Source organism: Mumia sp. zg.B21 (genome assembly GCF_019550855.1).
Classification (GTDB): Bacteria; Actinomycetota; Actinomycetes; order Propionibacteriales; family Nocardioidaceae; genus Mumia.
The window spans coordinates 930,783-956,492 of the sequence record NZ_JAHWCJ010000001.1 but is presented as its reverse complement, the minus strand read 5'-3'; the positions used below and the strand labels follow the sequence as shown (position 1 = coordinate 956,492).

Annotated in this window: 28 protein-coding genes; 10 read left to right on the top strand and 18 right to left on the bottom strand. The window is 70.1% G+C overall.

What is annotated here, in order from left to right; genetic code table 11:
* The first annotated feature begins 23 nt into the window (after nucleotides 1-23).
* The 3 genes from KV100_RS04685 to KV100_RS04675 all read left to right on the top strand — a co-directional run bounded on the left by KV100_RS04685 (nucleotide 24) and on the right by KV100_RS04675 (nucleotide 2,683).
* Nucleotides 24-965, top strand: coding sequence for an SMP-30/gluconolactonase/LRE family protein (locus KV100_RS04685; protein ID WP_220341721.1), 942 nt, complete (start codon nucleotides 24-26; stop codon nucleotides 963-965).
* A gap of 93 nt (nucleotides 966-1,058) precedes the next feature.
* A complete protein-coding gene (locus tag KV100_RS04680; RefSeq protein ID WP_220341720.1) occupies nucleotides 1,059-1,976 on the top strand; it encodes a sulfite exporter TauE/SafE family protein in 918 nt (305 codons plus the stop codon).
* A 38-nt stretch (nucleotides 1,977-2,014) separates the two neighbouring features.
* Nucleotides 2,015-2,683: a hypothetical protein gene (locus KV100_RS04675; protein ID WP_220341719.1), complete on the top strand. Its 669-nt coding sequence runs from the start codon at nucleotides 2,015-2,017 to the stop codon at nucleotides 2,681-2,683.
* On the opposite strand, the gene KV100_RS04670 is transcribed toward KV100_RS04675, so the two are convergent.
* The 6 genes from KV100_RS04670 to KV100_RS04645 form a co-directional block, all read right to left on the bottom strand.
* Nucleotides 2,646-3,113 carry a PPOX class F420-dependent oxidoreductase gene (locus tag KV100_RS04670; protein ID WP_220341718.1) on the bottom strand — a complete coding sequence of 156 codons (468 nt, stop codon included), beginning with the start codon at nucleotides 3,111-3,113 and terminating at the stop codon, nucleotides 2,646-2,648. The two genes, KV100_RS04675 and KV100_RS04670, sit on opposite strands and share 38 nt — an antisense overlap.
* A gap of 4 nt (nucleotides 3,114-3,117) precedes the next feature.
* Complete coding sequence (locus KV100_RS04665) at nucleotides 3,118-3,534, bottom strand: VOC family protein (RefSeq protein ID WP_220341717.1); 417 nt, start codon at nucleotides 3,532-3,534, stop codon at nucleotides 3,118-3,120.
* Nucleotides 3,535-3,596: 62 nt separating this feature from the next.
* Nucleotides 3,597-4,769, bottom strand: a complete 1,173-nt coding sequence (locus KV100_RS04660; RefSeq protein ID WP_220341716.1) for an epoxide hydrolase family protein — start codon at nucleotides 4,767-4,769, stop codon at nucleotides 3,597-3,599.
* Nucleotides 4,769-5,590 carry a helix-turn-helix domain-containing protein gene (locus KV100_RS04655; protein ID WP_301022448.1) on the bottom strand — a complete coding sequence of 274 codons (822 nt, stop codon included), beginning with the start codon at nucleotides 5,588-5,590 and terminating at the stop codon, nucleotides 4,769-4,771. Before KV100_RS04655 ends, KV100_RS04660 begins: the two co-directional genes overlap by 1 nt.
* A gap of 48 nt (nucleotides 5,591-5,638) precedes the next feature.
* Nucleotides 5,639-6,028 (bottom strand): hypothetical protein, encoded by a 390-nt coding sequence (locus KV100_RS04650; RefSeq protein WP_220341715.1) that lies wholly within the window; start codon nucleotides 6,026-6,028, stop codon nucleotides 5,639-5,641.
* A 32-nt stretch (nucleotides 6,029-6,060) separates the two neighbouring features.
* A complete protein-coding gene (locus KV100_RS04645; RefSeq protein ID WP_220341714.1) occupies nucleotides 6,061-6,396 on the bottom strand; it encodes a YnfA family protein in 336 nt (111 codons plus the stop codon).
* Between the two features lie 114 nt (nucleotides 6,397-6,510).
* Between KV100_RS04645 and KV100_RS04640 the strand changes: the two genes are divergently transcribed.
* Together KV100_RS04640 and KV100_RS04635 are read left to right on the top strand one after the other, a co-directional pair.
* Nucleotides 6,511-7,002: a methyltransferase domain-containing protein gene (locus KV100_RS04640; RefSeq protein WP_220341713.1), complete on the top strand. Its 492-nt coding sequence runs from the start codon at nucleotides 6,511-6,513 to the stop codon at nucleotides 7,000-7,002.
* A 27-nt stretch (nucleotides 7,003-7,029) separates the two neighbouring features.
* A complete protein-coding gene (locus tag KV100_RS04635; protein ID WP_220341712.1) occupies nucleotides 7,030-7,677 on the top strand; it encodes an MBL fold metallo-hydrolase in 648 nt (215 codons plus the stop codon).
* 44 nt (nucleotides 7,678-7,721) lie between these two features.
* Here the strand turns inward: KV100_RS04635 and add are convergent, their stop codons facing one another.
* A complete protein-coding gene (add, locus tag KV100_RS04630; protein ID WP_308291333.1) occupies nucleotides 7,722-8,783 on the bottom strand; it encodes an adenosine deaminase in 1,062 nt (353 codons plus the stop codon).
* Nucleotides 8,784-8,911: 128 nt separating this feature from the next.
* Here add and KV100_RS04625 point away from each other — a divergent pair, with 128 nt between their 5' ends.
* The 4 genes from KV100_RS04625 to KV100_RS04610 all read left to right on the top strand — a co-directional run bounded on the left by KV100_RS04625 (nucleotide 8,912) and on the right by KV100_RS04610 (nucleotide 13,342).
* The gene (locus KV100_RS04625; protein WP_220341711.1) at nucleotides 8,912-10,441 is read left to right on the top strand and encodes a UDP-N-acetylglucosamine 1-carboxyvinyltransferase; all 1,530 of its coding nucleotides are present in this window, start codon (nucleotides 8,912-8,914) and stop codon (nucleotides 10,439-10,441) included.
* A gap of 193 nt (nucleotides 10,442-10,634) precedes the next feature.
* Nucleotides 10,635-11,426 carry a glycerophosphodiester phosphodiesterase gene (locus KV100_RS04620; RefSeq protein ID WP_308291332.1) on the top strand — a complete coding sequence of 264 codons (792 nt, stop codon included), beginning with the start codon at nucleotides 10,635-10,637 and terminating at the stop codon, nucleotides 11,424-11,426.
* On the top strand, nucleotides 11,423-12,814 hold the full coding sequence (locus KV100_RS04615; RefSeq protein WP_220341710.1) for an MFS transporter: 1,392 nt from the start codon (nucleotides 11,423-11,425) through the stop codon (nucleotides 12,812-12,814). Before KV100_RS04620 ends, KV100_RS04615 begins: the two co-directional genes overlap by 4 nt.
* A 126-nt stretch (nucleotides 12,815-12,940) precedes the next feature.
* A complete protein-coding gene (locus KV100_RS04610) occupies nucleotides 12,941-13,342 on the top strand; it encodes an RNA polymerase-binding protein RbpA (protein WP_220341709.1) in 402 nt (133 codons plus the stop codon).
* A gap of 99 nt (nucleotides 13,343-13,441) precedes the next feature.
* On the opposite strand, the gene KV100_RS04605 is transcribed toward KV100_RS04610, so the two are convergent.
* The 8 genes from KV100_RS04605 to KV100_RS04570 form a co-directional block, all read right to left on the bottom strand.
* Complete coding sequence (locus KV100_RS04605; protein ID WP_220341708.1) at nucleotides 13,442-13,984, bottom strand: FxsA family protein; 543 nt, start codon at nucleotides 13,982-13,984, stop codon at nucleotides 13,442-13,444.
* Nucleotides 13,985-14,027: 43 nt separating this feature from the next.
* Entirely contained in the window at nucleotides 14,028-14,762 is a 735-nt protein-coding gene (locus KV100_RS04600; protein ID WP_308289327.1) for a polyprenol monophosphomannose synthase, read from the bottom strand.
* Complete coding sequence (lnt, locus tag KV100_RS04595) at nucleotides 14,759-16,291, bottom strand: apolipoprotein N-acyltransferase (protein ID WP_220341707.1); 1,533 nt, start codon at nucleotides 16,289-16,291, stop codon at nucleotides 14,759-14,761. The genes KV100_RS04600 and lnt overlap by 4 nt, the downstream gene beginning before the upstream one ends.
* A gap of 218 nt (nucleotides 16,292-16,509) precedes the next feature.
* Nucleotides 16,510-18,048, bottom strand: a complete 1,539-nt coding sequence (locus KV100_RS04590; RefSeq protein ID WP_220341706.1) for an amidohydrolase — start codon at nucleotides 18,046-18,048, stop codon at nucleotides 16,510-16,512.
* A complete protein-coding gene (locus KV100_RS04585; protein ID WP_220341705.1) occupies nucleotides 18,048-18,647 on the bottom strand; it encodes a GNAT family N-acetyltransferase in 600 nt (199 codons plus the stop codon). The genes KV100_RS04590 and KV100_RS04585 overlap by 1 nt, the downstream gene beginning before the upstream one ends.
* Before the next feature lie 7 nt (nucleotides 18,648-18,654).
* On the bottom strand, nucleotides 18,655-19,095 hold the full coding sequence (locus KV100_RS04580; protein WP_220341704.1) for an Lrp/AsnC family transcriptional regulator: 441 nt from the start codon (nucleotides 19,093-19,095) through the stop codon (nucleotides 18,655-18,657).
* A gap of 70 nt (nucleotides 19,096-19,165) precedes the next feature.
* Nucleotides 19,166-20,272, bottom strand: a complete 1,107-nt coding sequence (locus tag KV100_RS04575; RefSeq protein WP_220341703.1) for a Xaa-Pro peptidase family protein — start codon at nucleotides 20,270-20,272, stop codon at nucleotides 19,166-19,168.
* 34 nt (nucleotides 20,273-20,306) lie between these two features.
* Complete coding sequence (locus tag KV100_RS04570; protein ID WP_220341702.1) at nucleotides 20,307-21,233, bottom strand: 5'-3' exonuclease; 927 nt, start codon at nucleotides 21,231-21,233, stop codon at nucleotides 20,307-20,309.
* A gap of 89 nt (nucleotides 21,234-21,322) precedes the next feature.
* Here KV100_RS04570 and KV100_RS04565 point away from each other — a divergent pair, with 89 nt between their 5' ends.
* Nucleotides 21,323-21,625: a thiamine-binding protein gene (locus KV100_RS04565; RefSeq protein WP_220341701.1), complete on the top strand. Its 303-nt coding sequence runs from the start codon at nucleotides 21,323-21,325 to the stop codon at nucleotides 21,623-21,625.
* A 116-nt stretch (nucleotides 21,626-21,741) separates the two neighbouring features.
* Here KV100_RS04565 and KV100_RS04560 read toward each other — a convergent pair whose 3' ends face one another.
* From KV100_RS04560 to tatA, 3 genes are all read right to left on the bottom strand, one after another.
* Entirely contained in the window at nucleotides 21,742-24,489 is a 2,748-nt protein-coding gene (locus tag KV100_RS04560) for an RNA helicase (protein WP_220341700.1), read from the bottom strand.
* Nucleotides 24,490-24,498: 9 nt separating this feature from the next.
* A complete protein-coding gene (gene tatC / locus KV100_RS04555) occupies nucleotides 24,499-25,356 on the bottom strand; it encodes a twin-arginine translocase subunit TatC (protein ID WP_220342502.1) in 858 nt (285 codons plus the stop codon).
* A gap of 65 nt (nucleotides 25,357-25,421) precedes the next feature.
* Nucleotides 25,422-25,706 carry a Sec-independent protein translocase subunit TatA gene (tatA, locus tag KV100_RS04550; protein WP_220341699.1) on the bottom strand — a complete coding sequence of 95 codons (285 nt, stop codon included), beginning with the start codon at nucleotides 25,704-25,706 and terminating at the stop codon, nucleotides 25,422-25,424.
* Nucleotides 25,707-25,710 lie beyond the last annotated feature (4 nt).

The following is a 25,710-nucleotide window of genomic DNA, read 5'->3' as shown; positions in this document are numbered from 1 at the left end:
CGTGACGCGTCTAGCGTGACGACATGCGTACACGTCGACTTGTCCTCGCGATCGCGCTCGCCGTGGGCGCAGCGGTCCTCTCCCCCACCACGTCGGTGGCGACCGCCACACCCCGGGCGTTCCCGGCCGAGTTCCCGCTCCCTGACGGCTTCCAGCCCGAGGGCATCGCGATCGGTCCTGGACCGACCGCGTGGTTCGGCTCGCTCGCCGACGGCGACATCTACCAGGTGGATCTGCGGACCGGCAGGGGCGAGGTCATCAGCCAGGGACCGGGTACGGCCGCGGCCGGCCTCAAGTCGGATCGTCGAGGACGGTTGTACGTCGCCGGGGGTCCTTCCGGCACCGGCCGCATCGTGGACACCCGGACCGGTGCCACCCTCGCGTCGTACCCGTTCACGACGGGCGCCGGCTTCGTCAACGACGTCGTCCTGACCAGGCGCACCGCTTGGTTCACCGACTCGCTGCAGCCGCAGCTGTACGGCGTGCCCCTCCGTCGCGGCGGGCGCCCGGCAGACCCGGACGACGTCGTGACGCTGCCGCTGTCCGGGGACTGGCAGCAGGGCACCGGCTTCGGCGCCAACGGGCTGACCGAGACCCCCGACGGCCGCGCCCTGCTCGTGGTGCTGTCCGAGCGCGGCGAGCTGCACCGCGTCGACACGAGGACGGGCCGGACGCGGATCGTCGACCTGGGTGGCTACGTCCTCACCAACGGCGACGGCATGCTCCTCCAAGGACGCACCCTGTACGTCGTCCAGAACCGGCTGAACACGATCGCGGTGTTCCGCCTCGACCGACGGGGCACGACCGGCCGCCTGGTCGACCAGATCACGAGCCCTCGCTTCGACGTCCCGACCACCGTGGCGGCGTTCGGACCGTGGCTCTATCTTCCTAACGCCCGGTTCGGGACTCCCCCGACCCCGCAGACCCCGTACTGGGTCACGCGGGTTCCCCGCACGCGCCGTTAGTCCGACCTCGACCGGGCGAGTTTCTTGCACGGTGATCGGAACTCTGTCATTGTGTACCGAACCTAGTGACTTACCTAATCTCGTGGGGACACAATGCGCACTCTTGTACTGCTCTCGCTCGTCGGGCTGGGCGCGCAGCTCGTGGACGGCAGCCTCGGCATGGCGTACGGGGTGACGTCGACGACGCTCCTCCTGGCGATCGGGACCAACCCCGCGGCCGCGTCGGCCACCGTGCACCTGGCCGAGATCGGCACGACGCTGGTCTCCGGTGCGGCGCACTGGAGGTTCGGCAACGTGGACTGGAAGGTCGTCGCCAAGATCGGCATCCCCGGCGCCATCGGCGCGTTCGCCGGTGCGACATTCCTCTCGAGCCTCTCCACCGAGGCAGCCGGGCCGCTGATGTCGGTGATCCTCCTGGCCCTCGGCCTGTACATCCTCGTACGGTTCACCGCGAAAGGGCTGCCCAAGGGCAACCTCGGCAAGCCTCTCCGCAAGCGGTTCCTCACACCCCTCGGCTTGTTCGCAGGATTCGTCGACGCCACCGGCGGGGGTGGCTGGGGCCCGGTCGGCACACCGGCGATCCTCGCCAGCGGACGCCTCGAGCCCCGCAAGACCATCGGCTCGATCGACACCAGCGAGTTCCTCGTGGCCATCGCCGCGAGCCTCGGATTCATCGTCGGCATCGGGTCGGCAGGCGTCGACTACACCTGGGCCCTGGCACTGCTCATCGGCGGCGCGATCGCCGCGCCGATCGCGGCGTGGCTGGTCCGCCACATCCCGCCGCGTGTCCTCGGGTCGCTGGTCGGCGGTCTGATCATCCTCACCAACACCCGGACCCTGCTGACGAGCGACTGGATCGATGCCGCGGGGGGCCTGCGGTCGGTGGCGTACATCGTCATCGTCGCACTGTGGGTCTCGGCGGTCGTGTACTCGTTCAAGCGCCACCGCGCGGAGCGCGACCAGGAGCTGGCAGAGGCTGACGAGCCGAGCGAGAGCGCCTCGGTCGTCTGACCGGGCGCGGCGACTCTCTGCCGTGGTGGGATGTCGGCATGGCTCACCTCTATCAGGCAGAGATCCGCCCGACGAAGCTCGAGCTCCTCCAGCAGTGGGTGCCGACGCAACCGTGGGGTCGGTCGGCGGCAGACGGAGCGCTGGAGCGCGTCGGCGCCTTCCGTTTCGACGATCCCGACGGCGAGGTCGGCATCGAGACGTTCCTCGTCCGCACACCGGGAGGTCCGCTCCTGCAGGTGCCGCTGACCTACCGGGCGTCCGCTCTCGAGGGTGCCGATGCGGCGTTGATCACCACCATGGACCACTCCGTCCTGGGCCGGCGGTGGGTGTACGACGGGTGCGGCGACCCCGTCTACGTGCAGGCGGCACTCGCGGCCATCCGTACGGGCGGTCGCCAGGCGGACGAGTTCGTCGAGACCGATGCCGGCCTCGTTCGGCGCGAGCCCACGACGTTCGTGACAGGCAGCGGCTCGCCCGGCACGCCGGTCCCCGAGGTGGTGGCGCCGGTGGCTCGCAGCGACGCCGAGCAGACAGTCGTCGACGCCGACCAGGCGTCGCTGGTGGTCCGCCGCGTGCTTGTCGGCGCAGACCTTCAGCGCGGGACACCGTCGCCGTACGCCCTGCTCGGTCGGTGGCCGGGTCAGGACGACGAGGTGGAGCTCGTCACGGTCAGCCCTCGGCCAGCCGAGGCGGGAAGCCGCCCGTAGCGACCGGCCCCCACCGCTCGATCGAGATGCGGATGATCGACTTGCCCTGCTCGACCATCGCCCGACGGTACTCGTCCCAGTCAGGGTGCTCCCCCGAGATGGCCCGGTAGTACTCCACCAACGGCTCGACGGAGTCCGGGAGATCGATGACCTCGGCTGTCCCGTCCACCTGCACCCAGGCGTCGTTGAAGTCCGTCCCCAGCGACAGGACCGAGGCGGCGGGACGCCGCCGGAGGTTGGCGACCTTGGCGCGTTCGGGGTAGGTCGAGACGACCACCCTCCCGGCACCGTCGACTCCGTAGGTCACGGGACTCATCTGTGGAGACCCGTCTTTGCGGGTCGTGTGCAGCACGGCATGGCTGCGGCCGCGCAGGAACGCGAGCAGCGCCTCGCGGTCGACCGTGTCAGCGGTGGCGATGCGACCTGGCACGACGTCAGTCCGCCTCTGAGATGTTGACCATCCAGCCCACACCGAACCGATCCGTCAGCATGCCGAACGAGTCGCCCCACGGTGCCTTCTCCAGCGGCACGGTGACCTGGGCACCGTCCGCGAGACCGTCCCAGTAGCCGCGCAGCTCCGACTCGTCGTCTCCACTCAAGGACACCGTGCCGTTCGGTGTCGGGCCGCTCATCTCGGGAGGTGTGTCCGCCCCCATGAGGACCATCCCGTTGGGTGCCTCGAGCTGTCCGTGCATGATCCCGTCGCCCGCGCCCGTGCCCGTGCCCACCGTGGGGTCGAACTCGGAGAAGGTGCTGAGCGTGAGCTCACCCCCGAACACCGACCGGTAGAACTCCATCGCCGCGCGCGCCTGGTCTCCGAACGAGAGGTAGGGGTTGAGTCGGGTCGTCATCGGTTCCTCCTGGGGTCGAGATCGTGACTCCCTGACACTCTGCCCTCTCGCGGCCGTGGCTGTCATCGGAGCGGGCGGAAGAACCTGCGCAGGTCCTCCACGAGCGCGTCGGGTGCTTCCCAGGCAGCGAAGTGACCGCCACGGGCGTGCTCGGCCCAGTAGCGCAGGTCCGGATAGCGGCGCTCGACCCAGCGCCGTGAGGGTCGTGGCACCTCGGCGCCGAAGATCGACGCCCCGGTCGGCACCGTCACCTGCTCTGCGTCAGCGCCGCTGATCCACCGCGACACCAGGTCGATGCTCTCGGCATAGAGCCGCGCCGACGACGCACCGGTCTGCGTGAACCAGTAGAGGCTGACGTCGTCGAGCACCCGGTCGCGCGTCAGCACCGAGTGGAGGTCACCGTTGTGGTCTGTCCAGGACCACATCTTCTCCACGATCCACGCGCAGAGTGCGGCCGGAGAGTCGACGAGCGCGTAGCCGATCGTCTGCGGCTTGGTGCGGTGGACCTCCGAGTAGGCCGACTCCTGCCGGGCCCGGCGCTCGAGGTCACCCAGCGCCGTGCGTTCGGCGGCTGTCGGCGGTGAGGGGTCGTCGGGGTCGGGACCGGCCAGCGGTGGCACCAGGTGGATGCCTGCCACATGATCGGGATCGAGGCGCCCGAGCGCGCTGCTGACGCTCGTCCCCCAGTCGCTGCCTGCGGCGCCGTAACGGCGATATCCCAGGCGCTCCATCAGCCGTGCCCACGCGCCGGCGATGCGGTCGACGCCCCAGCCGGTGGTCGTGGGTCTGCCGCTGAATCCATACCCCGGCAGGGAGGGCACCACGACATCGAAGGCGTCCTCCTCCGCTCCCCCGTGCGCCGTCGGATCCGTGAGTGGATCGAGGAGGTCGAGGAACTCCAGCACCGAGCCCGGCCAGCCGTGGGTCAGCACCACCGGCAGCGCAGACGGGTGGGGCGAGCGGCGGTGAAGGTAGTGGACGTCGAGCCCGTCGATGCGCGTACGGAACTGCGGGACAGCATTGAGGCGCGCCTCGGTCGCCCGCCAGTCGTAGTCCTCTGCCCAGTAGCGGCACAGGTCTTGGAGGTAGCCCCGCGGAATACCCTGCGACCAGTCGGAGACCGGCTCCGCCTCCGGCCATCGAGTCCGGCGCAGACGGTCGCGCAGGTCCCCGAGCGCATCGTCGGGTACGTGGGCACGGAAGGGGGTGATCGCCGCTTCCGCCGCGCGATCCATCAGCCGGCCGTGACCTGGACGTGCTGGCCGAGCCACCGGCGCGTCGTGTCGTCGGCCGGGACGAAGGTCTCGATCGCCAGCTCCGACAGGGTCACGTCGATCGGTGTGCCGAACGTCGAGATGATCGAGAGGAACGTCAGCACGTCGTCGCCGACACGAACGACCAGCGGCACGAACACCTGACCACCATCAGGCGCCCGCGCGTCCGACGTCACGGGGACCTCGTACCCCGCGAGCTCGTCGCGGAGCGCCAGCATCTCGACGTCCCCCTGCGCCTGCGCCATGCGACTCAACCCGGCGAGCACCGCCTCGCGCCACTGCGCGAGATTGACCAGGTGCGGCGCGAGACCGTCAGGGTGGAGTGTCAGGCGAAGCGCGTTGACCTGCCCCTCGAGCAGGGAGGGCGAGGCGAGCGCCGCCAGGGCGCGTACGCCGGCGTTGGCGTCGACGATGTTCCACAACCGGTCGACAGCGAGCGCGGGGTACGGCTCGTGCGCGACGAGGACCTCACGCACCGCAGAGCGCGCCGCTTCGAGGTCGCGGTGCTCGAGTGGGCGCTCGGGGAAGGCGGGCGCGAATCCGCCGGCGAGCAGCATCCTGTTCTGCACTCGCGTCGGCACGTCCAGTGCTGCCGCGAGGCGGAGGATCATGTCGCTGCTCGGCCGTGACCGTCCTGTCTCCACGAAGCTGATGTGGCGCGTCGAGATCCCGGTCTCCGACGACAGCGCGAGCTGGCTGTAGCGGCGCCGCGTCCGCCACGTCCGCAGCAGGTCCCCCAGGGCGCGCTCCCCGGGCTGCCTCGTCACGGTCTCCGTCGTCACGGCTCCCACTCTGGCGCATCCACCGTCCAGCGACCATGACCTGAGAGGTCATCGAAGCTGCGAGATCGTACGCGGTAAGACCGCGGGCGGCGAGGGCTGAGCACGGACCCAGTCCTTCACGGCCGGCGCCGTCACGGCGAGGAACGCGAGGGCACACATCGTCATGGCAGCGAGCACACGGTGCTCCTCCGCCGTGAGAGCAGAGCCTCCGTGCACGACGTAGTAGGTCCATCCCCACACGGCGAAGAGCGCCCAGAAGGCAGCGCCGAAGGCGAAGACCGTACGCGCCCACCTCACGCCGCAGGCAGCCAGTGCGAGGAGCGCGAGCGGCACCGCGGCCCTGCCCATGCTCGCCAGCTGGCCGGCCGCCAGCGTGCCGCCCGCGGCGATCACGAACATCCGCCGCGTCTCCACCGGCATGGCGCGAGGGCTCTTCACAGGTGGGAGAGTATCGGCGCGGTCAGGGCGTGTCACGCATTCCGTGGGGCGTACATGATGAGCCCGACGCCGACGAGGCACACCAGCGCCCCGGCGACGTCCCAGCGATCGGGTCGGAACCCGTCGGCGACCATCCCCCACGCCAGCGAGCCGGCGACGAACACTCCCCCGTAGGCGGCGAGGATGCGGCCGAAGTTGGCGTCGGGCTGGAGCGTCGCGACGAACCCGTACGCTCCGAGCGCCACCACGCCTGCACCGATCCACGCCCATCCCCGGTGCTCGCGCACACCCTGCCAGACCAGCCAGGCACCGCCGATCTCCAAGAGTGCTGCCACGCCGAACAGGACGATCGAGCGCATCACCGACATCGAGAGCTCCTTCGGGAAGGCAGAGAGCTCGATGATCCCAACTCGGGAACGGTCGACACACCGGTGGGCCTCCCCCCTTGGGACAGCGCCGCGACCTCGTGCCAGCATCGGCATGTGCGAAATGAGAGGCCCCCCACCGTCAGCCCGCGACGTACGGCGGTGCCACCGCTGTGCTCCACCGCGCTCGCGCTCGTCGGACCCGGCAAAGGCCGTACGGCCGTCGTCGTCGGATGTGCCGCCGGCGCCGAGGCGACCGCCCTCCTCGAGCTCGGCTGGACAGTCATCGGCATCGACGAAGACCCAGCCACGTGCGACGCCGTACGTGCGCGAGCCGGCACCGAGGCGCTCGACCGCCTCACCCTGGTCGCCGAGAGCCTGCCGCAGCTGAGCGGTCTCCCCGACGCCGACCTGGTGCACGTGCGTTCCGCACTGCTCAGATCGGGCTCCGAGCAGCTCTGGGCGCACATCCAGGCTGCGCTGCGGCCGGACGGCCTCGTCGCTGTGAGGCTCGGCGAGAGCAACGTGTCGAGGTTGCGAGGGTGGGAGACGCTGAGCGAGCGGTGGGTGGCTCCTCACGTTCTCGAGGTCGTCGCACGTCGACGGTGATCGGCGCCCGCGGGGTTAGATAGGGCCATGGACATCACGCGCTTCGGCCACTCCGCCCTCCTCGTCGAGTCTGGACCGCACCGGGTCCTCATCGACCCCGGCACGTTCAGCCGCGACGAGGCCTTCTCCCTCACCGGGCTGGACGCGATCGTCGTCACTCATCAGCACCCAGACCACGTCGATCCGGCTCGCATCGAGCGCCTGCTCGCCGCCAACCCCGACGCCAGGCTGCTCGCGGAGCCGCAGACGGTCGCCGCGTTGGGCGGTCTGGGCGTCTGGCAGCCGCTCGCGGCCAACGTGACCGTCGAGCTGGGACCGTCGCTGACCCTCACGGGCATCGGCTTCGAGCACGCCGTGATTCACCCGGACATACCCCGGATCGGCAACGTCGGCGTCCTCGTGGAAGCCGAGGACACGCGCCTGTTCCACCCCGGCGACTCCTACGAGTCGGTCCCTCGGGCGGTCGACGTCCTGGCTGTCCCGCTCAGCGCCCCGTGGGCGAAGGTGAGCGAGACGGTCGACTTCGTACGGGCGGTGGCGCCGCGGGTCGTCTTCCCGATCCACGACGGCACCATCTCCGACCTCGGCTATCCCATCTACTGGGGCCGGGTGGCCGAGATGGGCGGCGCAGAGGAGGCCCTGCTGCTCGGGCCGGACGCCACGGCGACGGTGTGAGATGAGCAGGGGCGTCGCCGCCTGAGCCGGGACGAGGCCGCCGGTCAGGACTCCAGCATCGCCTCGGCGACGACCGCGTCGATCTCGTCACGGAGCGCGAGCTTCAGCGCGTCCGGCGCGAACGAGACGTCGACCGCGGTGCGGGCGACGTCGGCGAGGTCGGCGAGACTGAGGCCGAAGACGTCGTGGGCGAGCTGGTACTCGTGCTCGAGGGTCGTGTCGAACATGCCCGGGTCGTCGCTGTTGAGCGTGACGACGACACCCGCCTCGCGCAACGCGACGAACGGGTGCTCCTGCATCCTGGCGACCGCGCCCGTCCGCAGGTTCGAGGTCGGCGCCACCTCCAGAGGGATGCGGCGGTCTGCCAGCTCTGCGACGAGGGCCGGGTCGTCGACCGCCCTGATCCCGTGTCCGATCCGGACGGCTCCGAGCGCATCGAGCGCGTCGCGTACGGTCTCGGCTCCGGTCGTCTCGCCGGCGTGCGGGACGCTCCCGAGACCGATCGCCCGGGCTCGCGCGAAGACCTCGGCGAACTGGGGGCGAGCGACGCCGATCTCGGGGCCGCCCAGGCCGAACCCGACGGTTCCCGAAGGCGCGTACTTCTCGACCCAGTCGATGGTCCGCTCCCCCGACACCACACCGAGCTCGCCGGGGATGTCGAAGATCCACGCCAGCTCGACGCCGCTCTCTCGAGCCCGCTCCCGCCCGCCGACCAGCGCCTGGGCCAGGGCGTCGGGTTCGATCCCCATGAGGAGCTGGCTGTCCGGGGTGATGGTCAGCTCGGCGTACCGGATGTTCTGGGCCGCCATGTCCGCCCCGACTCCCGCGACGAGGTCCTCGACGTCCTCGGGGGTGGTGACGAGCTGGTTGGTCTGGACGTAGACCTCGATGAAGTGGGCGAAGTCGCGGAAGCGGTAGAACTCCCGGAGTGCCTCGATCTCGACCGGGACGCCGACCTGGGGGTGTCTGCGCGCGAGCCCGAGAACGGTCTCGGGAGATGCCGCTCCGAGCAGGTGAACGTGCAGCTCAGCCTTCGGCAGAGCATGCAGGAACGGGTTCACAGGACGGTCGCTGCCAGTCGGCGACACGGCGGTGGGGTTGCTCACCGCGCCATTGAACCACCCCGTACGGTGGGTCGAGGTGCCTTCGCCGTGGCGCGGGCAGCCGTGACCGTACGAGGTATCACACCTCGTGTCCTCGACGATTATCTCATATCTGAGATACGGTGGAGCCCATGACTGACGACTACCTCACTCGGATCGGGAACCTCATCCGAGATGCGCGCAAGCACCGCGGGATGACCCAGGCGGACCTCGCAAATCTCCTGAAGACGAGCCAGAGTGCGGTGAACCGCATCGAGCAGGGCCAGCAGAACCTCTCCCTCGAGATGCTCGCCCGCGTCGGCGCCGCCCTCGACTCGGAGTTCGTGGCCTTGGGCACGTCCGGTCCGAGCCACCTGCGCGTGGCGGGCGAGACGAAGCTCTCCGGCGCGATCGACGTCAAGTCCTCCAAGAACGCCGGCGTCGCGCTTCTGTGCGCCGCTCTGCTCAACGAGGGCCGGACGACGCTGCGCAAGGTCGCACGCATCGAGGAGGTCAACCGGCTCCTCGAGGTGCTGCAGTCGATCGGGTTCAAGACGACGTGGATCGGCGACGAGGGCGACCTCGAGCTGATCCCGCCGGCATCCCTCGACCTGTCGTCGATCGACGCCGAGGCCGCACGCCGTACGCGCAGCATCATCATGTTCCTCGGCCCGCTGATGCACCGCGAGCAGTCGTTCGAGCTGCCGTACGCCGGCGGCTGCGATCTCGGCACCCGCACGGTGGAGCCGCACATGACGGCACTGCGTCCGTTCGGCCTCGAGGTGAAGGCGACCGAAGGCAGCTACCAGGCGACCGTCGACCCGTCGGTGTCGCCGACCCGTCCGATCGTGCTCACCGAGCGCGGCGACACCGTCACGGAGAACGCCCTGCTCGCGGCGGCCCGCCACGACGGCACGACGCTGATCCGCAACGCGAGCCCCAACTACATGGTCCAGGACCTGTGCTTCTTCCTCGAGCGGCTCGGGGTCGTCATCGAGGGCATCGGCACGACCACCCTCCGGGTCACCGGGCGTCCGCGGATCGACGTGGACGTGGAGTACGCGCCGAGCGAGGACCCGATCGAGGCCATGAGCCTGATCACGGCCGCGATCGTGACCGAGTCGAAGATCACCGTCCGCCGCGTGCCGATCGAGTTCATGGAGATCGAGCTCGCGCTGCTCGAGGAGATGGGCTTCGCCTACGACCGCAGCGAGGAGTACCTCGCGGAGAACGGCCACACCCGGCTGGTCGACATCACCACGTACCCGTCGGTGCTGCACGCCCCCATCGACAAGATCCACCCCATGCCGTTCCCCGGCCTCAACATCGACAACCTGCCGTTCTTCGCAGTCATCGCCGCGACCGCCTCGGGCACGACTCTCCTGCACGACTGGGTCTACGAGAACCGCGCGATCTACCTGACGGAGCTCAACAAGCTCGGCGCCAACGTCAAGCTGCTCGACCCGCACCGCGTGCTCATCGAGGGCCCGACCCGGTGGCGCGCCACCGAGCTCGTGTGCCCGCCGGCGCTGCGGCCAGCGGTCGTCATCCTGATCGCGATGCTCGCGGCCAAGGGCACGTCGGTGCTGCGAAGCGTCTACGTGATCAACCGTGGCTACGAGGACCTCGCGACGCGCCTGAACGCGCTAGGGGCCGAGATCGAGACGTTCCGCGACATCTGAGGAGTGAGGCGGAGGTGGTCGGCGAGGGACGAGCCGGCCACCGGGAGCCGAGCCCCGCAGGATGGCGCGACAGAAGGCACCGCGACATCTGAGGAGTGAGGCGGAGGTGGTCGGCGAGGGACGAGCCGGCCACCGGGAGCCATGATGTCGTCGAAGAACCGACAGACGAGCCAGAGGGCTGCATACTAGGGCGGTGACAGCCGCGGTGCCGCCCTTCCTCGCCTCGCCGAAGCCCTTGGCGTACGCCCATCGTGGTGGCGCACACTACGGTCCGAACCTCGGCATCGAGAACTCTCTTGCGGCGTTCGAGAACGCCGTACGACTGGGTTACACCTACCTCGAGACGGACGCGCGGGTGTCGTCGGACGGCGTGGTGTTCGCGTTCCACGACGCGTCGCTCGACCGCACCACCGACCACCGTGGGCAGCTCGCCCGGCTCCCCGCCTCGACGATCGAGCGCGCCCAGATCGGCGGACGAGAGCCCGTTCCGCTGCTCCGAGAAGTCCTCGACGCCTTTCCGGACGTGCACGTCAACATCGACGTCAAGGAGATGGCAGCGGTCGCGCCCACCCTGCGGGTGATCGACGACGCGAGGGCCGGCGAGCGCGTGTGCATCGCGTCGTTCTCGCACCGTCGTCTCTCCCGGGTCCGTGCGCTCGCGCCGTACCTCGCCACGTCCGCCTCTCCCCCGGAGATCGCCCGCATGTCGGTCCGTCCGTGGCGGGTGCTTCCGTGGCTGCGCCGGCTGGGGGCGTCGTGCGTGCAGGTGCCGACCCGGCAGGGGTGGCTGTCGGTCGTCACACCTCGGTTCGTCGAGACCGCCCACGATCTCGGCCTCGAGGTCCACGTGTGGACGATCGACGACCCCGACGACATGAACCACCTCCTCGACCTCGGGGTCGACGGGCTGATGAGTGACCGCATCGACGTCCTGAAGGACGTCCTGACTGCCCGCGGGCAGTGGACCGGAGGAGACGCACGATGACGACGGCACAGACGAGCGGCCCGACCCCGGCAGCGGCCCGACGCCGGGAGCAGCGTGCGTGGTACTGGTACGACTGGGCCAACTCCGCCTACATCACCAGCGTGGGGACGGTGCTCATCGGCCCCTACCTCACCTCGGTCGCCGAGCGGGACGCGTGCGGTCGGGTCGGCACCGTCGACGACCCGTGCACAAGCCGGGTCGACCTTCTCGGACTCGGTCTGTCGGCTGGCTCGCTGGTGTTCTACGTCGTCACCTTCGCGACGCTGCTCTCCGCGGTGGTCCTGCCGATCGTCGGAGCCGTCGCCGACCGCGTCGAGTCCAAGCGCACCCTGATGGCTCGCCTCGCGTGGGCCGGCGCTCTCGCGACCTGCTGCATGTTCCTTGTCGCCGGCAGCAACTGGCAGCTCGGCGCGGGTCTGCTGATGGTCGCGAACCTCTGCATGGCTGCCTCGTTGACGGTCTACGACGCGATCCTGATCGACGTCGCCGAGCCGGACGAGCGCGATCACGTGTCATCCCGGGGCTGGGCCGTCGGCTATCTGGGCGGAGGGGTGCTGCTCCTGCTCAACCTCGGCCTCGTCCTGGGAGCGGGCGACGTCGTCGGGACCGACACGGCGGTCCGCATCAGCCTGCTCTCGGCCGGTATCTGGTGGGGTGGGTTCACGATCGTCGCGTACCGAGGGCTTCGCGACCATCCGCCGGCCGACCTCGTCGCCGCCGACCCCGAGCATCGACCCGGACTGGTCCAACGCAGCTTCGGGCAGCTGTGGACGACCCTGAAGGACCTCAGGAGATATCCACAGACGCTGCTCTTCCTCGTCGCCTACCTCTTCTACAACGACGGCATCCAGACCGTCATCTACTCCTCTTCCATCTACGGGCAGAAGCAGCTCGGCTTCTCGCAGGAGGTTTTGATCGCCACGATCCTCCTCGTCCAGTTCGTCGCGATCGCGGGCGCTCTCTTCTTCGGGCGCGTGGCACGCAGCGTCGGAGCGACCCGGACGATCATGGGCGGACTCGTCGTGTGGATGGTCATCGTCTGCGTCGGATACGTCCTGCCTGCAGGCCAGGTCGTGCCCTTCCTCGCGATGGCGACGGGGATCGGCATCGTGCTGGGCGGCACGCAGGCGCTGTCGCGCTCCTTGTACTCCCAGATGATCCCCAAGGGACGCGAGGCCGAGTACTTCAGCCTCTACCAGGCCGCCGAGCGAGGGACGAGCTGGCTCGGTACGCTGGTTTTCGGCCTCGTCCACCAGCTGACGGGGTCGTACCGTCCGGCGATCTTCGCGCTGATCGTGTTCTTCCTGGTCGGATTCGTACTCCTGACGCGGCTCGACCCCCGACGTGCGATCCGCGAGGCCGGCAACACCGTCCCCGCCGTGGTCTGACGGCGTGGCCTAGGACACGATTCGCTCTCAGGGGAATCTCACGAGCCCCCGATACGTTGGACAGCGTGTACGGAAACGGACACGTCTCGTACCACCATGTTGTGATTCATTGTCGGGAGGGCATTAATGGCTGAACGCGCACTCCGGGGGGCGCGCCTCGGAACCCAGAGCTTCGAGGACGAGCGTGGCGTCGAGATGGCGCCGCGGCAGGACGTCGAGTACGTCCTCCCTGACGGTAAGACATTCACGATCACGATGGCCGACGACGCGGAGATCCCCGCCGAGTGGGAGGACCCGCGCACCGGAAAGATCGGTCGCCTCGTCGACGGCACCGAGCCCGAGCACAAGGACGTCAAGGCCCCGCGTACGCACTGGGACATGCTGCTCGAGCGGCGTTCGATCCCCGAGCTCGAGGAGATCCTGACCGAGCGCCTGGAGCTTCTGCGCGCCGGCGAGATCGGCCCGGCGCACCTGCACCGCCCGGCGAAGTCCAAGGCCAAGGCCAAGGCTCGCAAGCGTACGGCCTGACCGACAAGCTCCCGACCTGATCCCCCGGATCGCCTGGGTCGCACCGTCTCCCCCCATGGTGCGGCCCAGGCTTTTGTCTGTGCCCGGGCCTGCCGGCGTTTACGGGGTCGGCGGTGGGAAGGTCCGCTGCGGTGTGTTCGGCGCCGGAGCGGGTCGCGCTCGGCTGCCCGGCAGGTCGTCGTCCTCGATGACCTCGCCCTGGACCACCGTGCTCGACGCGTCCGCGGGACCGGTGCGGCCACCTCGGCTCGTTGGGCGGCCGAAGCGGTCCACGACCACCCAGGCGCCCTGGCTCTCGACCCATCGTCGTGTCCGGCTGCGCACGAGCCGACGGACCGGCGGCAGCATCAAGAGGAGCCCGGCGAGAGCGGTGAGGAATCCGGGTACGGCGAGGAGGATGCCGGAGAGCACGGTCAGCGCTCGCCCGTCCCCACCGGTCGGCACCGCACCCTCACGGGCGGCCTGACGCATCGCCTGCCAGCCACGACGCCCGGCCTCGCGCAGGACGAGCACCCCCACGACGGTGAGGGCGAGGAGCACGAGCAGCGTGGGGCCGACGCCGATCAGCCGGCTCACTCCCACCGCGACGGCGATCTCCGCCACGGGCAGCAGCAAGAACGCGGCTGCGATACCTCGACGCATCGACTTCCCCTCTCGCCCCGGGACGCTCAGAATTCTCGGTGCCTTACGACGAGCGTACGCGGCGCAGCCAACGGGTGCGGTCGTGCAGTCCCCAGCCCGTCACGCGCCAGAGCGCCTCACGGACGATCCCGCCGTCCATCTTTGACTCCCCCGCCACGCGCTCGACGAACGTGATCGGGACCTCGCGGACGTCGTACCCGGCACGGACCGAGCGCCGGGCCAGGTCGACCTGGAAGCAGTAGCCCTGCGACGCGATCTCGTCAGCCAGCAGGTCCTTGAGGACCGCGCCTCGGAACGCCCGGTATCCCCCCGTGGCGTCACGCAGCGGCAGACCGAGCGCCACTCGCGCATAGAGATTGCCGCCGCGTGAGAGCACCTCGCGCTGCTTGGGCCAGTTGACCACCGAACCCCCGTCGACCCAACGCGAGCCCAGGACGAGATCGGCACCGGCGTCGATCGCGTCGAGGAGACGATAGAGCTCCTCCGGCTGGTGGGAGCCGTCGGCGTCCATCTCGACGAGGACGTCGTACCCACGCTCGAGGCCCCACGCGAACCCTGCGAGGTAGGCCGCGCCGAGACCGTCCTTGGTGGTGCGGTGCATGACCTGGACCGAGGGGTCCGCGGCGGCCAACTGGTCGGCGAGATCACCGGTCCCGTCAGGCGAGCCGTCATCGACGACGAGCACGTCCGCGTCGGGCTGCGCGCCACGGACACGCCCCACGATCGACTCGACGTTCTCCACCTCGTTGTAGGTGGGGATCACTACCAGGGACTTCACCGTCGACGTACCTTCCTTCGGATTCCGCTCAGCAGTACGAGGGCGACCGTGAGCGACGCGGCCGCCTCTATCCAGATGCCGAGCCGCGTGCCGGTCGTGACCGCCGTGGCGGCCTGGATCTCCTCGGCGAGATAGCCCGGCTCCTCCTGCGGCGCCGTCGCCTGAACCGTACCGTCTGGACGGATGAGACCGGAGATCCCGTTGGTCGACGGCACGGCGACGTACCGCCCCGACTCGATCGCGCGCAGCCGCGAGATCTGCCACTGCTGCTCGGGCTGGGAGGTTCCCGTGAAGGTCGCGTTGTTGGTCTGCACCACGAGCAGCTCCGCCCCGCCGAGCACCGCGCTGCGGGCCAGCCCGTCGAAGACCACGTCGAAGCACATCATCGTGCCGACGACGCTGTCGCCGATCGGGAGGGAGCCGGACTCGTCACCGGGGAGGATGTCGCGTGGGATCTCCTCCGCGAGGAGCGGCACCAGCCACTCGGAGAACCCCCGCAACGGCACGTACTCGCCCCAGGGGACGAGGTGCTGCTTGATGTAGCGGTCGCCGGGTCCGGTCACCGGGTCCCACACGAGGCCGGCGTTGTACGCCGTATCTTCTCGGGGTCCATCGAGGATGGCACCCACCAGGATCGGGGCGCCGACGTCACGCGCCGCACGGGTGATCGCCTCGCCCGCCGCCCGGTCCGTCGTCGGGTCGATGTCGGAGGCGTTCTCCGGCCACAGGACGAGGTCGGGCGGAGGGAGAGCGCCACTGCGCACCTGAGCCGCGTACGCCGACGTCACGCGGACGTGGTTCTCGAGGACCTGGCGCTGCTCGCCGTACCAGGACGCGCCGGTCCCGGGAACGTCACCCTGCACGATCGCCACCTGCATCGAACGACCGTCCCCGGCGATCCCGACGGGAAGCACGGCACCGACCGCGAAGACAGCGCCGACGGACACCGCGCCCAGAGCCAGCCGACGCACGCGTCCCGACTCGGCGCGCCAGCACAAGAACGCCCACACGGCCAGCGCCGCCGTCAGGAACACCGCTCCCGACAGTGCCGAGACCCCCAGCCAGCGCGCGATCGGCGCCAGCGGCGTGTCCACCGCGGCAAACGCCAGCCTCCCCCACGGGAAACCACCGAAGGGAAACAGGCTCCGCAGCATCTCCGCCGCCATCCACGCCAGTGCGCCGAGCACCGGCCAGGCTCGCAGGCGCGCCAGTGCCGCGAAGGCGGCACCGAACGCGCCGTAGAAGAGGCCTTCGAAGGCGGCGAGGGCGACGTACGCCCCGGGGATCTCGAAGACCAGCACCCAGGACAGCAGGACGAGGAGGAACGACGTCCCGAACGCCCAGCCCAACCACGCCCCCACGCCGACGCTCGCGCCACGAAGGGCGACCACCAACAGGATCAGGCCTGGCCACACGGACCATGGCTGCGAGACCGGCGCGAAGCCGCACGACACGACCAGGCCGGCCGCCACAGCAAGGGCGGTGCGCCGGAACCAGGTCCGGTCGGCGAAGGAGAGAGCACGAGGCACAGGTCAACGCTACCGGGAGGTGCCACCGACGGAGCGGCGAGAGGGAGGTGACCGTGCGAGAAGTGATCCGCCAGAGGCCCGGCGCCCTTCGGACCAGCAGAAGCTGTTGTCTAGTGGGCGCCAGGTGCCTCTGGCGTGAAGCCTCTCCCCGTGATACCGCCAGCATCCGAGAGGCGATCAGATACGACAGTGCCCTCCCTGACCGCTCGTGTCAACACTCAGGCGACGCTCGAGGCCATCTCGTACGCGGTGCGTCCCGACACCACCGTGCGGACGCACCTCGCCTCGCCGGCGACGGCCGCCTCGGCCGCCTGCGCTCCCGCCGGGACCTCCCAGAACGCGAGATGTGCCGCCGCCCCCGGCTCGAGCCGGCCGGTGCCGTCGATGCGGGCGGCCCGCCATCCGCCGACGGTGTGCGCATGCACCGCCTGTGCGAGCGACAGCGCTTGCCCGCCCGCCTGCGGCCTCGTCGCCGCCGCGATGGCGTGCCACGGCGCGAGCGGAGTCACGGGGGCGTCGGAGCCGAAGGCGAGCGGGACGCCGATCGCGGCCATCGCCGCCAGCGGGTTCATCCCGTGCGAACGGTCCTTCCCGAGACGAGCGGCATACATCCCGTCCGACCCGCCCCACGCGGCGTCGAACGCCGGCTGGACGCTGGCGGTGACACCGAGCTGGGCGAGCAGCTCGAGGTCGGCCCCCGACGGCATCTCGAGGTGCTCGACACGGTGGCGCGCGGCGCGCAACGTATCCGTCCCGAGGACGTCCCGTGCGCGACGCAGACCCTCGACCAGGGTGGCCGACGCTCGATCGCCGATGACGTGGAAGCCCGCCTGGAGGCCGGCGCGCGTGCAGCCGACGACGTGCTCGGCAACCTCGTCCGCCTCGAGGTACTGGTGCCCGATGGTCGACGGACGGTCGTCGTACGGCTCGTGCAGCGCAGCGGTGTGCGAGCCCAGGGAGCCGTCGATGTTGAGGTCTCCCGCCAGGCCCGCCACGCCGTACGCTCGCGCGTCCGCATAGGCGTCGCGCGCACCCCAGTAGGTCACCACGTGCGGCAGGACCTCGGACGCGGCCAGCGCGCGCACCACGTCCACGTCCTCCAGCGGCGAGATGTGCGGGGCGGCGTTCTCGTGGACCGAGACGATGCCGGCTGCGGCCGCCGCACGCAGAGCCGTACCGATCGTCGCCGCACGGTGGGAGGGATCGGACAGCGTCGCCAGATGCTGGCGTACGAGGTGGTGGGCGTCTCGCTCGACCCGTCCGCCGGCGCTCCAGCCGTCAGCCTCTCGCAGGCCGTGGACCCTGCTGACCAGAGAGGCCGAGACGACGCCCGAGTGCCCGTCGACGCGTCCCAGGTAGACGGGACGCCCACCGGCGGCGCGGTCGAGGTCGGGACCGGTGAGCGTGCCGTCGGGCCAGGACGTGTCGTCCCACCCCCGACCGTGCACGACGACGTCGCCAGAGCGGGACGTGTGGACGCCCAGGCGTTCGAGCGCCTCGACCCGCGAGCGCGCTCCTGCGAGGTCCAGACCTCGCAGCGCGTGACCGGTCATCGCCAGATGGACGTGGGCGTCGACGAATCCGGGCGTCAGCAACGTCCCGTCGAGCGCTCGGACCTCGGTCGCACCGTCGACCCACGACGCGGCGTCGTGGTCGTCACCGATCCAGGCGATCGTCTCGCCCTCGACAGCCAGCGCGGCAGGACGGCGGCGGTCCAGGAGACTGACCCCGCGGTACAGAGTCCGGCCGCCACCCATCAACGCACCTCGGAGGCCCCGGGCCCGGTCGGTGTGTCGCCGTGGAGCGTGAGGTCGTGCTCGTCGGTGCGAAGGTCCAGCCAGAAGTAGACGTTGTCCCACCGCTGGTCGCCGATGGCGACGAAGTCGGGGATCCTGCCGTACTCCTGGAATCCGAGGCGCTCGTACAGCGCCATCGCCGCGTGGTTGTTGCCGCGTACGTCCAGGGTGAGGATCTCGATGCCCGACTTGCGGGCGTAGTCGATGAGCTCGCCGACCAGGCGTCGGCCGAGGCCGGCCCCCCGCGCACGTGACGAGACAGCGACGCGGCCGATGTCCGCGTGCGGCTGCTCGGTCTCGCCCATCCGGCGTGACCAGTACGCAAACCCGACGACACCGCCCTCGGCGTCCTCGGCGACAGCGAGGCAGGCGTCGTCGAGGTCGCTCTCCTGCACCAGGTCGCCGAGAAGGTCGCCGACGTCGGACCGGCTCGGTGGCTCCAGCCATCCGAGCGCGGCACCCTCCTCCACCAGCTCGGTGATCAAAGCGTGCAGCGAGTCCAGCAGCTCAGGCTCTGGGTCGGTGACACGTCGTACGGTGAAGGTGGCCAGGTCGGCCATACTAGGGTCAGCCTCCGATCGGGCGGTTCTCGTAGTAGGTGGACAAGACGATGGTGCTCCTGGTCGAGACGTTCGCCGCCGCCCGGATCTCGGCGAGCAGCCCTTCCAGGGCAACGGTGCTCGGCACCCTGACCTTGAGCACATAGCTCTCCTCCCCCGCGACCGAGTAGCAGGCCTCGATGGCGTCGAGGTGCCGCAGCCGCTCTGGGGAGTCGTCAGGCTGGCTCGGGTCGATGGGACGGATGGAGATGAAGGCGCTGAGGCCCAGGCCGACCGCCGCCGGGTCGAGCTGGGCCTGGTAGCCACGCACCACTCCTCGCGCCTCGAGCCGCTTGACACGTTGGTGGACAGCACTGGTGGACAGGCCGGTGGCCCGTCCGAGGTCGGTGAAAGACATCCGGCCGTCAGCAGACAGTAGCCGGACGATTTGCGCGTCGGTATCCTCCACGTGCGACAGGATATCGACCGCGGCCCGGGAGGCGACGATCTGACCGGTGTCAGAGACGTCGTCTCTCACGTCAGTCGAGCACGACGAGGTCGCGGGTGGTGAGGTTGAGACGCTCGAGGCCGTCGTCGGTGGTCACGACGATGTCCTCGATACGGGCACCGTGACGACCCTCGAGATAGATCCCGGGCTCGATCGAGAACGCCATCCCCGGCTCGAGTGCGAGCTTGTTGCCGGAGACGATGTAGGGCTCCTCGTGGGTCTCGAGCCCGATCCCGTGGCCGGTGCGGTGGAGGAAGGCCTCGCCGTAGCCGGACTCCGCGATCACGTCGCGGCCGACCGCATCCACCGACTGCGCCGAGACGCCGGGGCGGGCGTACGCGCACTGCGCGTCCTGAGCTCGGCGGAGAACCTCGTAGTAGGCGAGGAAGTCCGCCGGTGCCGAGCCCCCGGCGACGTAGGTGCGGGTCGAGTCGGAGCAGTAGCCGGACGGCATCACTCCGCCGATGTCGACGACGACGGGGTCGCCGCGCTCGATGACGCGGTCAGAGACCTCGGCGTGCGGCGAGGCCCCGTTGGGTCCGGAACCGACGATCACGAACTCGACGCTCTCGTGGCCCTCGGCCAGGATGGCCTCGGCGATGTCCCGGCCCACCTCCCGCTCCGTCCGGCCGGGTCGAAGCCACTCCCCCATGCGCGTGTGGACGCGGTCGATCGCGGCGCCGGCTTCGCGGAGGGCCTCGATCTCGTCGGGCGTCTTGCGCGTCCGGAGCGGCCGCAGCACGCCGCCGGCGAGGACCTGGTCGGCGTCACCGAAGGCGAGGCCGAACGCAAAGACACGCTCGGCCCACATGTGGTCGTCCACGGCGACACGTCGGGCACGCTTCGCTGCTGCGTGGGCGGCGGCGTACGGGTCGTCGGTCTCCTCCCAGCCGACCAGGGCGATCCCGTGCTCCTCGACACCGGCCTCGACCGCCATCGCCACCTCGAGACGCGGAAGGACCAGGACCGGGTCGCCCTCGGTCGGCAGCACCAGGCAGGTCAGACGCTCGAGCGGCATCGCGGCGAACCCCGTGAGGTAGCGCAGGTCGGCACCGGGCGTGACCAGAAGAGCGTCGATTCCGGAGTCCTTCGCTGCCGCCCGGGCAGCGTCGAGCCGGCGAGAGATGTCGGTGGTCATGCCCTCGAGACTACCGTCGGCGCCCCGCGGGCCCTCAGGGCGCCGTCAGGGCAGCCACGGCCCGCTCGGCCGGACGGCCGAGACCCCAGGCCTCCGCCAGCTCCGCCATCTCGCGGATCTGCTCGGTCGTCACGGGCCGGAGCGTCAGGTCGACATCGAGCGGCAGGTCACGGACCACCTCGACGACTCGAGGCGCGACCGCGAGATAGTCCGCGGCCGCCAGGAGGTTCTTGCGAGCCCGCGGGGCCATCTGGACGTGCCGGTCCGCGGCAGCCTCCACGATGCCCGCCAGGTCACCATGGGCGGCGAGGAGGGTCGCGGCCGTCTTCTCGCCGATCCCGGCCACACCGGGCAGGCCGTCGGACGGGTCGCCGCGCAGCACCGCGAAGTCGGCGTACTGGGCCGGCTCGATGCCGTACCGGTGGCGGATCCACGCTGCGTCGACCGACTCCAGCTTGCTCATCCCCTTGGCCGGGTAGAGGACGCGCACGCCACGGGCGTCGTCGACGAGCTGGAACAGGTCGCGGTCACCCGTCACCACGTCGACGGGGCCGTCCCAGGTGGTCGCGAGGGTGCCGATGACATCGTCGGCCTCGTAGCCGTCGGCACCGACGACGGGGATGCCGAGGATCTGGAGGGCTCGGGCGATCACCGGCACCTGGACGTCGAGGAGGTCGGGCGTCTCCTCCACGTCGGGGGCCGACGCCTGGGCCTCCTCGACCCGGTGTCCCTTGTAGGACGGGATGAGCTCGACGCGCCACGCCGGCCGCCAGTCGTTGTCCCAGCACGCGGCCATCGCATCCGGCTCGAGCGAGTCGACCAGCGTTGCGACGAAGTCGAGCATCCCTCGTACGGCGTTGACGGGCGTGCCGTCGGGCGACCTGAGGGTGTCGGGCATCCCGAAGAACGCCCGGAAGTAGAGGGAGGCCGAGTCGAGCAGGAGCAGCTTCTGCTGGGACATACCCGCACCGTAGCGGGCGGCGGCGACGGATCGCCTCACGACGTACGACAGACAGCGCCAGGTGGCGGGCCTTCTCGTACGCTGAGGCGATGATCGCAGCGTTCAGCATCAGCCCGGCGACCGCCGACGACGCCGGCGGCGTAGGGGAAGCCGTTGCACGGGCCGTCGCCGTCGTCCGCGCGAGCGGCCTGCCTCACGAGACCAACGCCATGTTCACCAACATCGAGGGCGAGTGGGACGAGGTGATGGACGTCGTCAGGCGTGCCGTCGAGGCCGTGGCCGACGTCTCGCCACGGGTGTCGCTGGTGCTCAAGGCCGACATCCGTCCGGGACGTACGGGACAGCTCTCCGAGAAGGTCCAGCGGATCGACGAGCTGCTCGGCGAGGAGTGACCCGCGAGCCCCCGAGAGTGACCCGCGAGCGGTCCAGGAGTGACCCGCGAGCGCCCGAGAGTGACCCGCGAGCGGTCCAGGAGTGACCCGCGAGCCCCCGAGAGTGACCCGCGGGGCTACTCGGAGACGGAGGAGTAGGCGATCACGCCGCGGCGCAGCAGGTCTGCGGCTGCCCGCGCCTTCTTGCGCAGCGCGTCGTCGGTGGCCGCCGCGGCAACCTGCTCGATGACGTCGAGGAGCTGCTTGATCGCGCGGACGAAGTCGCCGGCGGCCACGTCGTTGGACTCCAGGACGACGTCGAGGTCGTAGCCCGACGCCCACTGCCAGGCCGTCCAGGCGAAGCCGAAGTCGGGACGCCGCAGGAACGACAGCCGGTGCGTGCGCTCCACCTGCTCCAGCTCGGCCCAGGTGCGCGCCATCTCGTCGGCGACGATCGCCGCGGTCCCGCGCGGGAACCGTGGCGGGCCGTCACCCTCGGGGTTGCGTGACTCGTACGTGAGCCCGCTGAGCACCGCGGCGAGCTCGGCAGGATCCAGGTCGTCCCACGTGCCGCGCCGCAAGCACTCCCCTGCGAGCAGGTCGAGCTCGGAGTAGAGACGCTGCAGGCGCCGGCCGTCCGGGGTCACGGTGTCGCCGTCGAGGTAGCCGAGCTCGTCCAGGACCTCGCACACCCGGTCGAACTGCCGAGCGACGGTGTTCGTCCGCTGCTCGATCCGCCGGCGCTGGTTGGCGGTGTCGCGCTCCAGGCGGAACCACCGCTCGGCCCAGCGGGCATGGTCCTCGCGGTCGGGGCACCGGTGGCACGGGTGATGCTTGAGCGTGTCGCGGAGCTCGTCGATCTCGGGATCGTGCACCGGGGCGCCCTTGCTCCGGCGAGCACTCGGCAGATCGAGGTCGCGCGTCTTCTGCCGCAACGTCGACGCGAGATCGCGTCGCTGCTGCGGGTTGCGGGCGTTGAAGGTCCGCGGGACCTGCATCCTACGGACGGGGGTGATGGGCGACGGGAAGTCGACCAGCCCGAGCCGGCGCGCGTGCCGGTCGTCGGTGAGCACGAACGGACGGGGAGCGCTGCGGTCCTGGGTGCCGGGGTCGAGGATCACGGCCCAGCCTGCCCACCGCCCGGCGGGCACCGCGATCACGTCGCCGGGGCGGAGCCGTGCCAGCGAGGCGGCGACATCGTCGGCGTGCGCGGAGCGTCGCTTGCGGGACGCGTTCTGCTCCAGGTCCTTGATGCGGCGGCGCAGCGCGGCATACTCCATGAAGTCACCCCTGGAGCAGGTCGCCGCCTCGGCGTACCCCGCGAGTGCCTCCTCCGCCTTGTGGACCTGGCGCGCGAGCCCGACCACCTGTCGGTCGGCCTGGAACTGCGCGAACGACTGCTCGAGCATCTGCCGCGCGGTCGCACGACCGACCTGGTGGACCAGGTTGACGGCCATGTTGTACGACGGGTGGAAGGACGACCGGAGCGGATAGGTGCGCGTCGACGCGAGGCCCGCGACGTGCTTGGGATCCAGACCCGGCTGCCAGAGCACGACCCCGTGTCCCTCGACGTCGATGCCTCGACGTCCGGCGCGACCCGTGAGCTGCGTGTACTCCCCCGGCGTGATCTCGGCGTGCGTCTCGCCGTTCCACTTCGTCATGCGCTCGATGACGACCGAACGGGCGGGCATGTTGATGCCCAGCGCCAGCGTCTCGGTGGCGAAAACGGCCTTGACGAGGCCCTGGCTGAAGAGGTGCTCGACGACCTCCTTGAAGGTCGGCAGCATGCCCGCGTGGTGGGCGGCGATGCCGCGGGCGAGCCCTTCGACGAAGTCGGCGTAGCCCAGGACCTCCAGGTCGGCCGGCGGGAGGTTGTCCGTCGCGGACTCGACGTAGGCGCGGATCTCGCGCTCCTCCGCCGGTGAGGTGAGCCGCAGGTTCGTCGACAGGCACTGTTCGACGGCGGCCTGGCAGCCGGCTCGGCTGAAGATGAACGTGATCGCCGGCAGCAGTCCGGCGGAGTCGAGCCGGTCGAGGACATCGACCCGGTTGGGCGTGTAGTTGCGGGAGCGGTGCCGGTGGGCCCCGTACGACTGGCCGCGCTTGCCGCGCTTCCCCGGCCCGCCGCCGGCGCGTCCGACCTGACGCATCCGCCACTCGTCGCGGGCGATCCGTTCGAGCTCGGTGTTGACCTGCGCACCCTCGGCGGGGTCACCCTCGAACAGGTCGTACAGGCGCCGCCCGACGAGGACGTGCTGATAGAGCGGGACCGGACGACGCTCGGAGACCACGGTCACGGTGTCGCCGCGCACCTCGCTGAGCCAGTCACCGAACTCCTCGGCGTTGGAGACCGTCGCCGACAACGACGCCACCTGCACGGACTCCGGGAGGTGGATGATGACCTCCTCCCAGACCGCACCGCGGAAGCGGTCGGCGAGGTAGTGCACCTCGTCCATGACCACGTAGCCGAGACCCTCCAGCGTCCGGGAGCCGGCGTAGAGCATGTTGCGCAGCACCTCGGTCGTCATGATGACGATCAGCGCCTCGCCGTTGATCGTGTTGTCGCCGGTCAGCAGCCCTACCCGGTCGGCACCGTAGCGCTCGACCAGGTCGTGGAACTTCTGGTTCGACAGCGCCTTGATGGGCGTCGTGTAGAAGCACTTGCGGCCCGTGGCCAGCGCGAGATGGACCGCGAACTCACCCACGATGGTCTTGCCGGACCCGGTCGGAGCCGCGACGAGGACTCCGTGGCCGTTCTCCAATGCTTCGCAGGCCTCGACCTGGAACGGATCCAGATCGAACGCGTACAGACTGGCGAACTCAGCAAGGAGAGGTTTGGCCTGCGCAGCCCGGAACTGGGCATATCGCTCCGCCGGTGAGGTCATACCTCCAGCCTACGGGGCGCTCCTTGGATCGTCGGGAGCGTCGAGGTCGCTCGGGCGCTCGTCCTCGAGGCGGTGCTCGACGGTGATGTCGGACATCTCGTCGTCGGAGACGGCGAGACCCTCCGCGACGGCACGCTTGGCCCTCCGGCGGTCGGTGAGGTGCGCGATCCCCTCCGCGATCAGGAAGAGCACCGTCATCGGCAGCGCAAGGACCACCATCGTCAGCGGGTCTGTCGACGGTGTCGCGATCGCGGCGAAGACGAACGTCGCCACGATGATCCAGGAGCGGGCCCCGGCCAGCTGACGGCCGGACACCGCTCCCATGCCGTTGAGGAGGACGACGAACAGCGGGATCTCGAACGCCACCGAGAACACCAGCAGGATGCGCAGCACGAAGCTGAGGTAGTCCGGGAGCGCATTGAAGTTGGAGGCGAAGTCGGGCGTGAAGCCCATGAGGAGCTCGATGCCCTTGGGCAGCACCAGGTATCCGGTGACGAACCCGATGATGAACAGCGGACCGGCGATCGCACAGAAGAGGATCGTCCAGCGCCGCTCGTTGCGGTGCAGCGCGGGCACGATGAACGCCCAGATCTGGTAGAGCCAGACCGGGCTGGAGACGACGAGCCCTGCGACGAGCGAGATCTTGAGCGCGAAGGTGAACGGGTCCGCGATCCCCGAGAACGTCAGGGCCTCGTTGATGTCGCGGCCGTTCTCCTCCAGCGTCTCGACGGCCTCGAAGTACGGGACGGTCAGGAAGTCGAGCAGCTGGTCGTAGAAGAACGCCGCGACGACCGTGCCTGCGACGATCGCCAGCACGGCCCTGAGGAGACGGTCACGCAGCTCACGCAGGTGCTCTGCCAAAGGCATCGTGCCGTCGGGGGCAGCGGCCGGTTCGGACCGCTTGCCCCTCGAGATGAGCGCCACGGGTCAGATCAGGGCGTCTCGGGACGCTTGTCGTACGCGGTCGCCGGGCGAGTCGGCTGCACCACGTCGGACGGCAGCGCGGCAGTCCTCTCCACGACAGGCTTCTCCACCACGGGCTTCTCGACGACGGGCTTGTCGTCGTCGTCGTCCATCAGGCCCTTGGTCTCGGACTTGAAGATCCGCAGCGCGCGCCCGGATCCCCGAGCAAGCTCCGGGAGCTTCTTGGCGCCGAACAGCAGGACCAGGACGGCCAGGATGAGGACGATCTCCATCGGGCCGATCTGCTTGAACATAAGG

Coding starts and splice junctions, on each gene's coding strand:
- KV100_RS04685 (WP_220341721.1), top strand. CDS start 24: ATGCGTACACGTCGACTTGTCCTCGCGATCGCGCTCGCCGTGGGCGCA.
- KV100_RS04680 (WP_220341720.1), top strand. CDS start 1,059: ATGCGCACTCTTGTACTGCTCTCGCTCGTCGGGCTGGGCGCGCAGCTC.
- KV100_RS04675 (WP_220341719.1), top strand. CDS start 2,015: ATGGCTCACCTCTATCAGGCAGAGATCCGCCCGACGAAGCTCGAGCTC.
- KV100_RS04665 (WP_220341717.1), bottom strand. CDS start 3,534: ATGACGACCCGACTCAACCCCTACCTCTCGTTCGGAGACCAGGCGCGC.
- KV100_RS04660 (WP_220341716.1), bottom strand. CDS start 4,769: ATGGATCGCGCGGCGGAAGCGGCGATCACCCCCTTCCGTGCCCACGTA.
- KV100_RS04645 (WP_220341714.1), bottom strand. CDS start 6,396: ATGTCGGTGATGCGCTCGATCGTCCTGTTCGGCGTGGCAGCACTCTTG.
- KV100_RS04635 (WP_220341712.1), top strand. CDS start 7,030: ATGGACATCACGCGCTTCGGCCACTCCGCCCTCCTCGTCGAGTCTGGA.
- KV100_RS04625 (WP_220341711.1), top strand. CDS start 8,912: ATGACTGACGACTACCTCACTCGGATCGGGAACCTCATCCGAGATGCG.
- KV100_RS04615 (WP_220341710.1), top strand. CDS start 11,423: ATGACGACGGCACAGACGAGCGGCCCGACCCCGGCAGCGGCCCGACGC.
- KV100_RS04610 (WP_220341709.1), top strand. CDS start 12,941: ATGGCTGAACGCGCACTCCGGGGGGCGCGCCTCGGAACCCAGAGCTTC.
- KV100_RS04605 (WP_220341708.1), bottom strand. CDS start 13,984: ATGCGTCGAGGTATCGCAGCCGCGTTCTTGCTGCTGCCCGTGGCGGAG.
- KV100_RS04590 (WP_220341706.1), bottom strand. CDS start 18,048: ATGGGTGGCGGCCGGACTCTGTACCGCGGGGTCAGTCTCCTGGACCGC.
- KV100_RS04585 (WP_220341705.1), bottom strand. CDS start 18,647: ATGGCCGACCTGGCCACCTTCACCGTACGACGTGTCACCGACCCAGAG.
- KV100_RS04575 (WP_220341703.1), bottom strand. CDS start 20,272: ATGACCACCGACATCTCTCGCCGGCTCGACGCTGCCCGGGCGGCAGCG.
- KV100_RS04570 (WP_220341702.1), bottom strand. CDS start 21,233: ATGTCCCAGCAGAAGCTGCTCCTGCTCGACTCGGCCTCCCTCTACTTC.
- KV100_RS04565 (WP_220341701.1), top strand. CDS start 21,323: ATGATCGCAGCGTTCAGCATCAGCCCGGCGACCGCCGACGACGCCGGC.
- KV100_RS04560 (WP_220341700.1), bottom strand. CDS start 24,489: ATGACCTCACCGGCGGAGCGATATGCCCAGTTCCGGGCTGCGCAGGCC.
- tatC (WP_220342502.1), bottom strand. CDS start 25,356: ATGCCTTTGGCAGAGCACCTGCGTGAGCTGCGTGACCGTCTCCTCAGG.
- tatA (WP_220341699.1), bottom strand. CDS start 25,706: ATGTTCAAGCAGATCGGCCCGATGGAGATCGTCCTCATCCTGGCCGTC.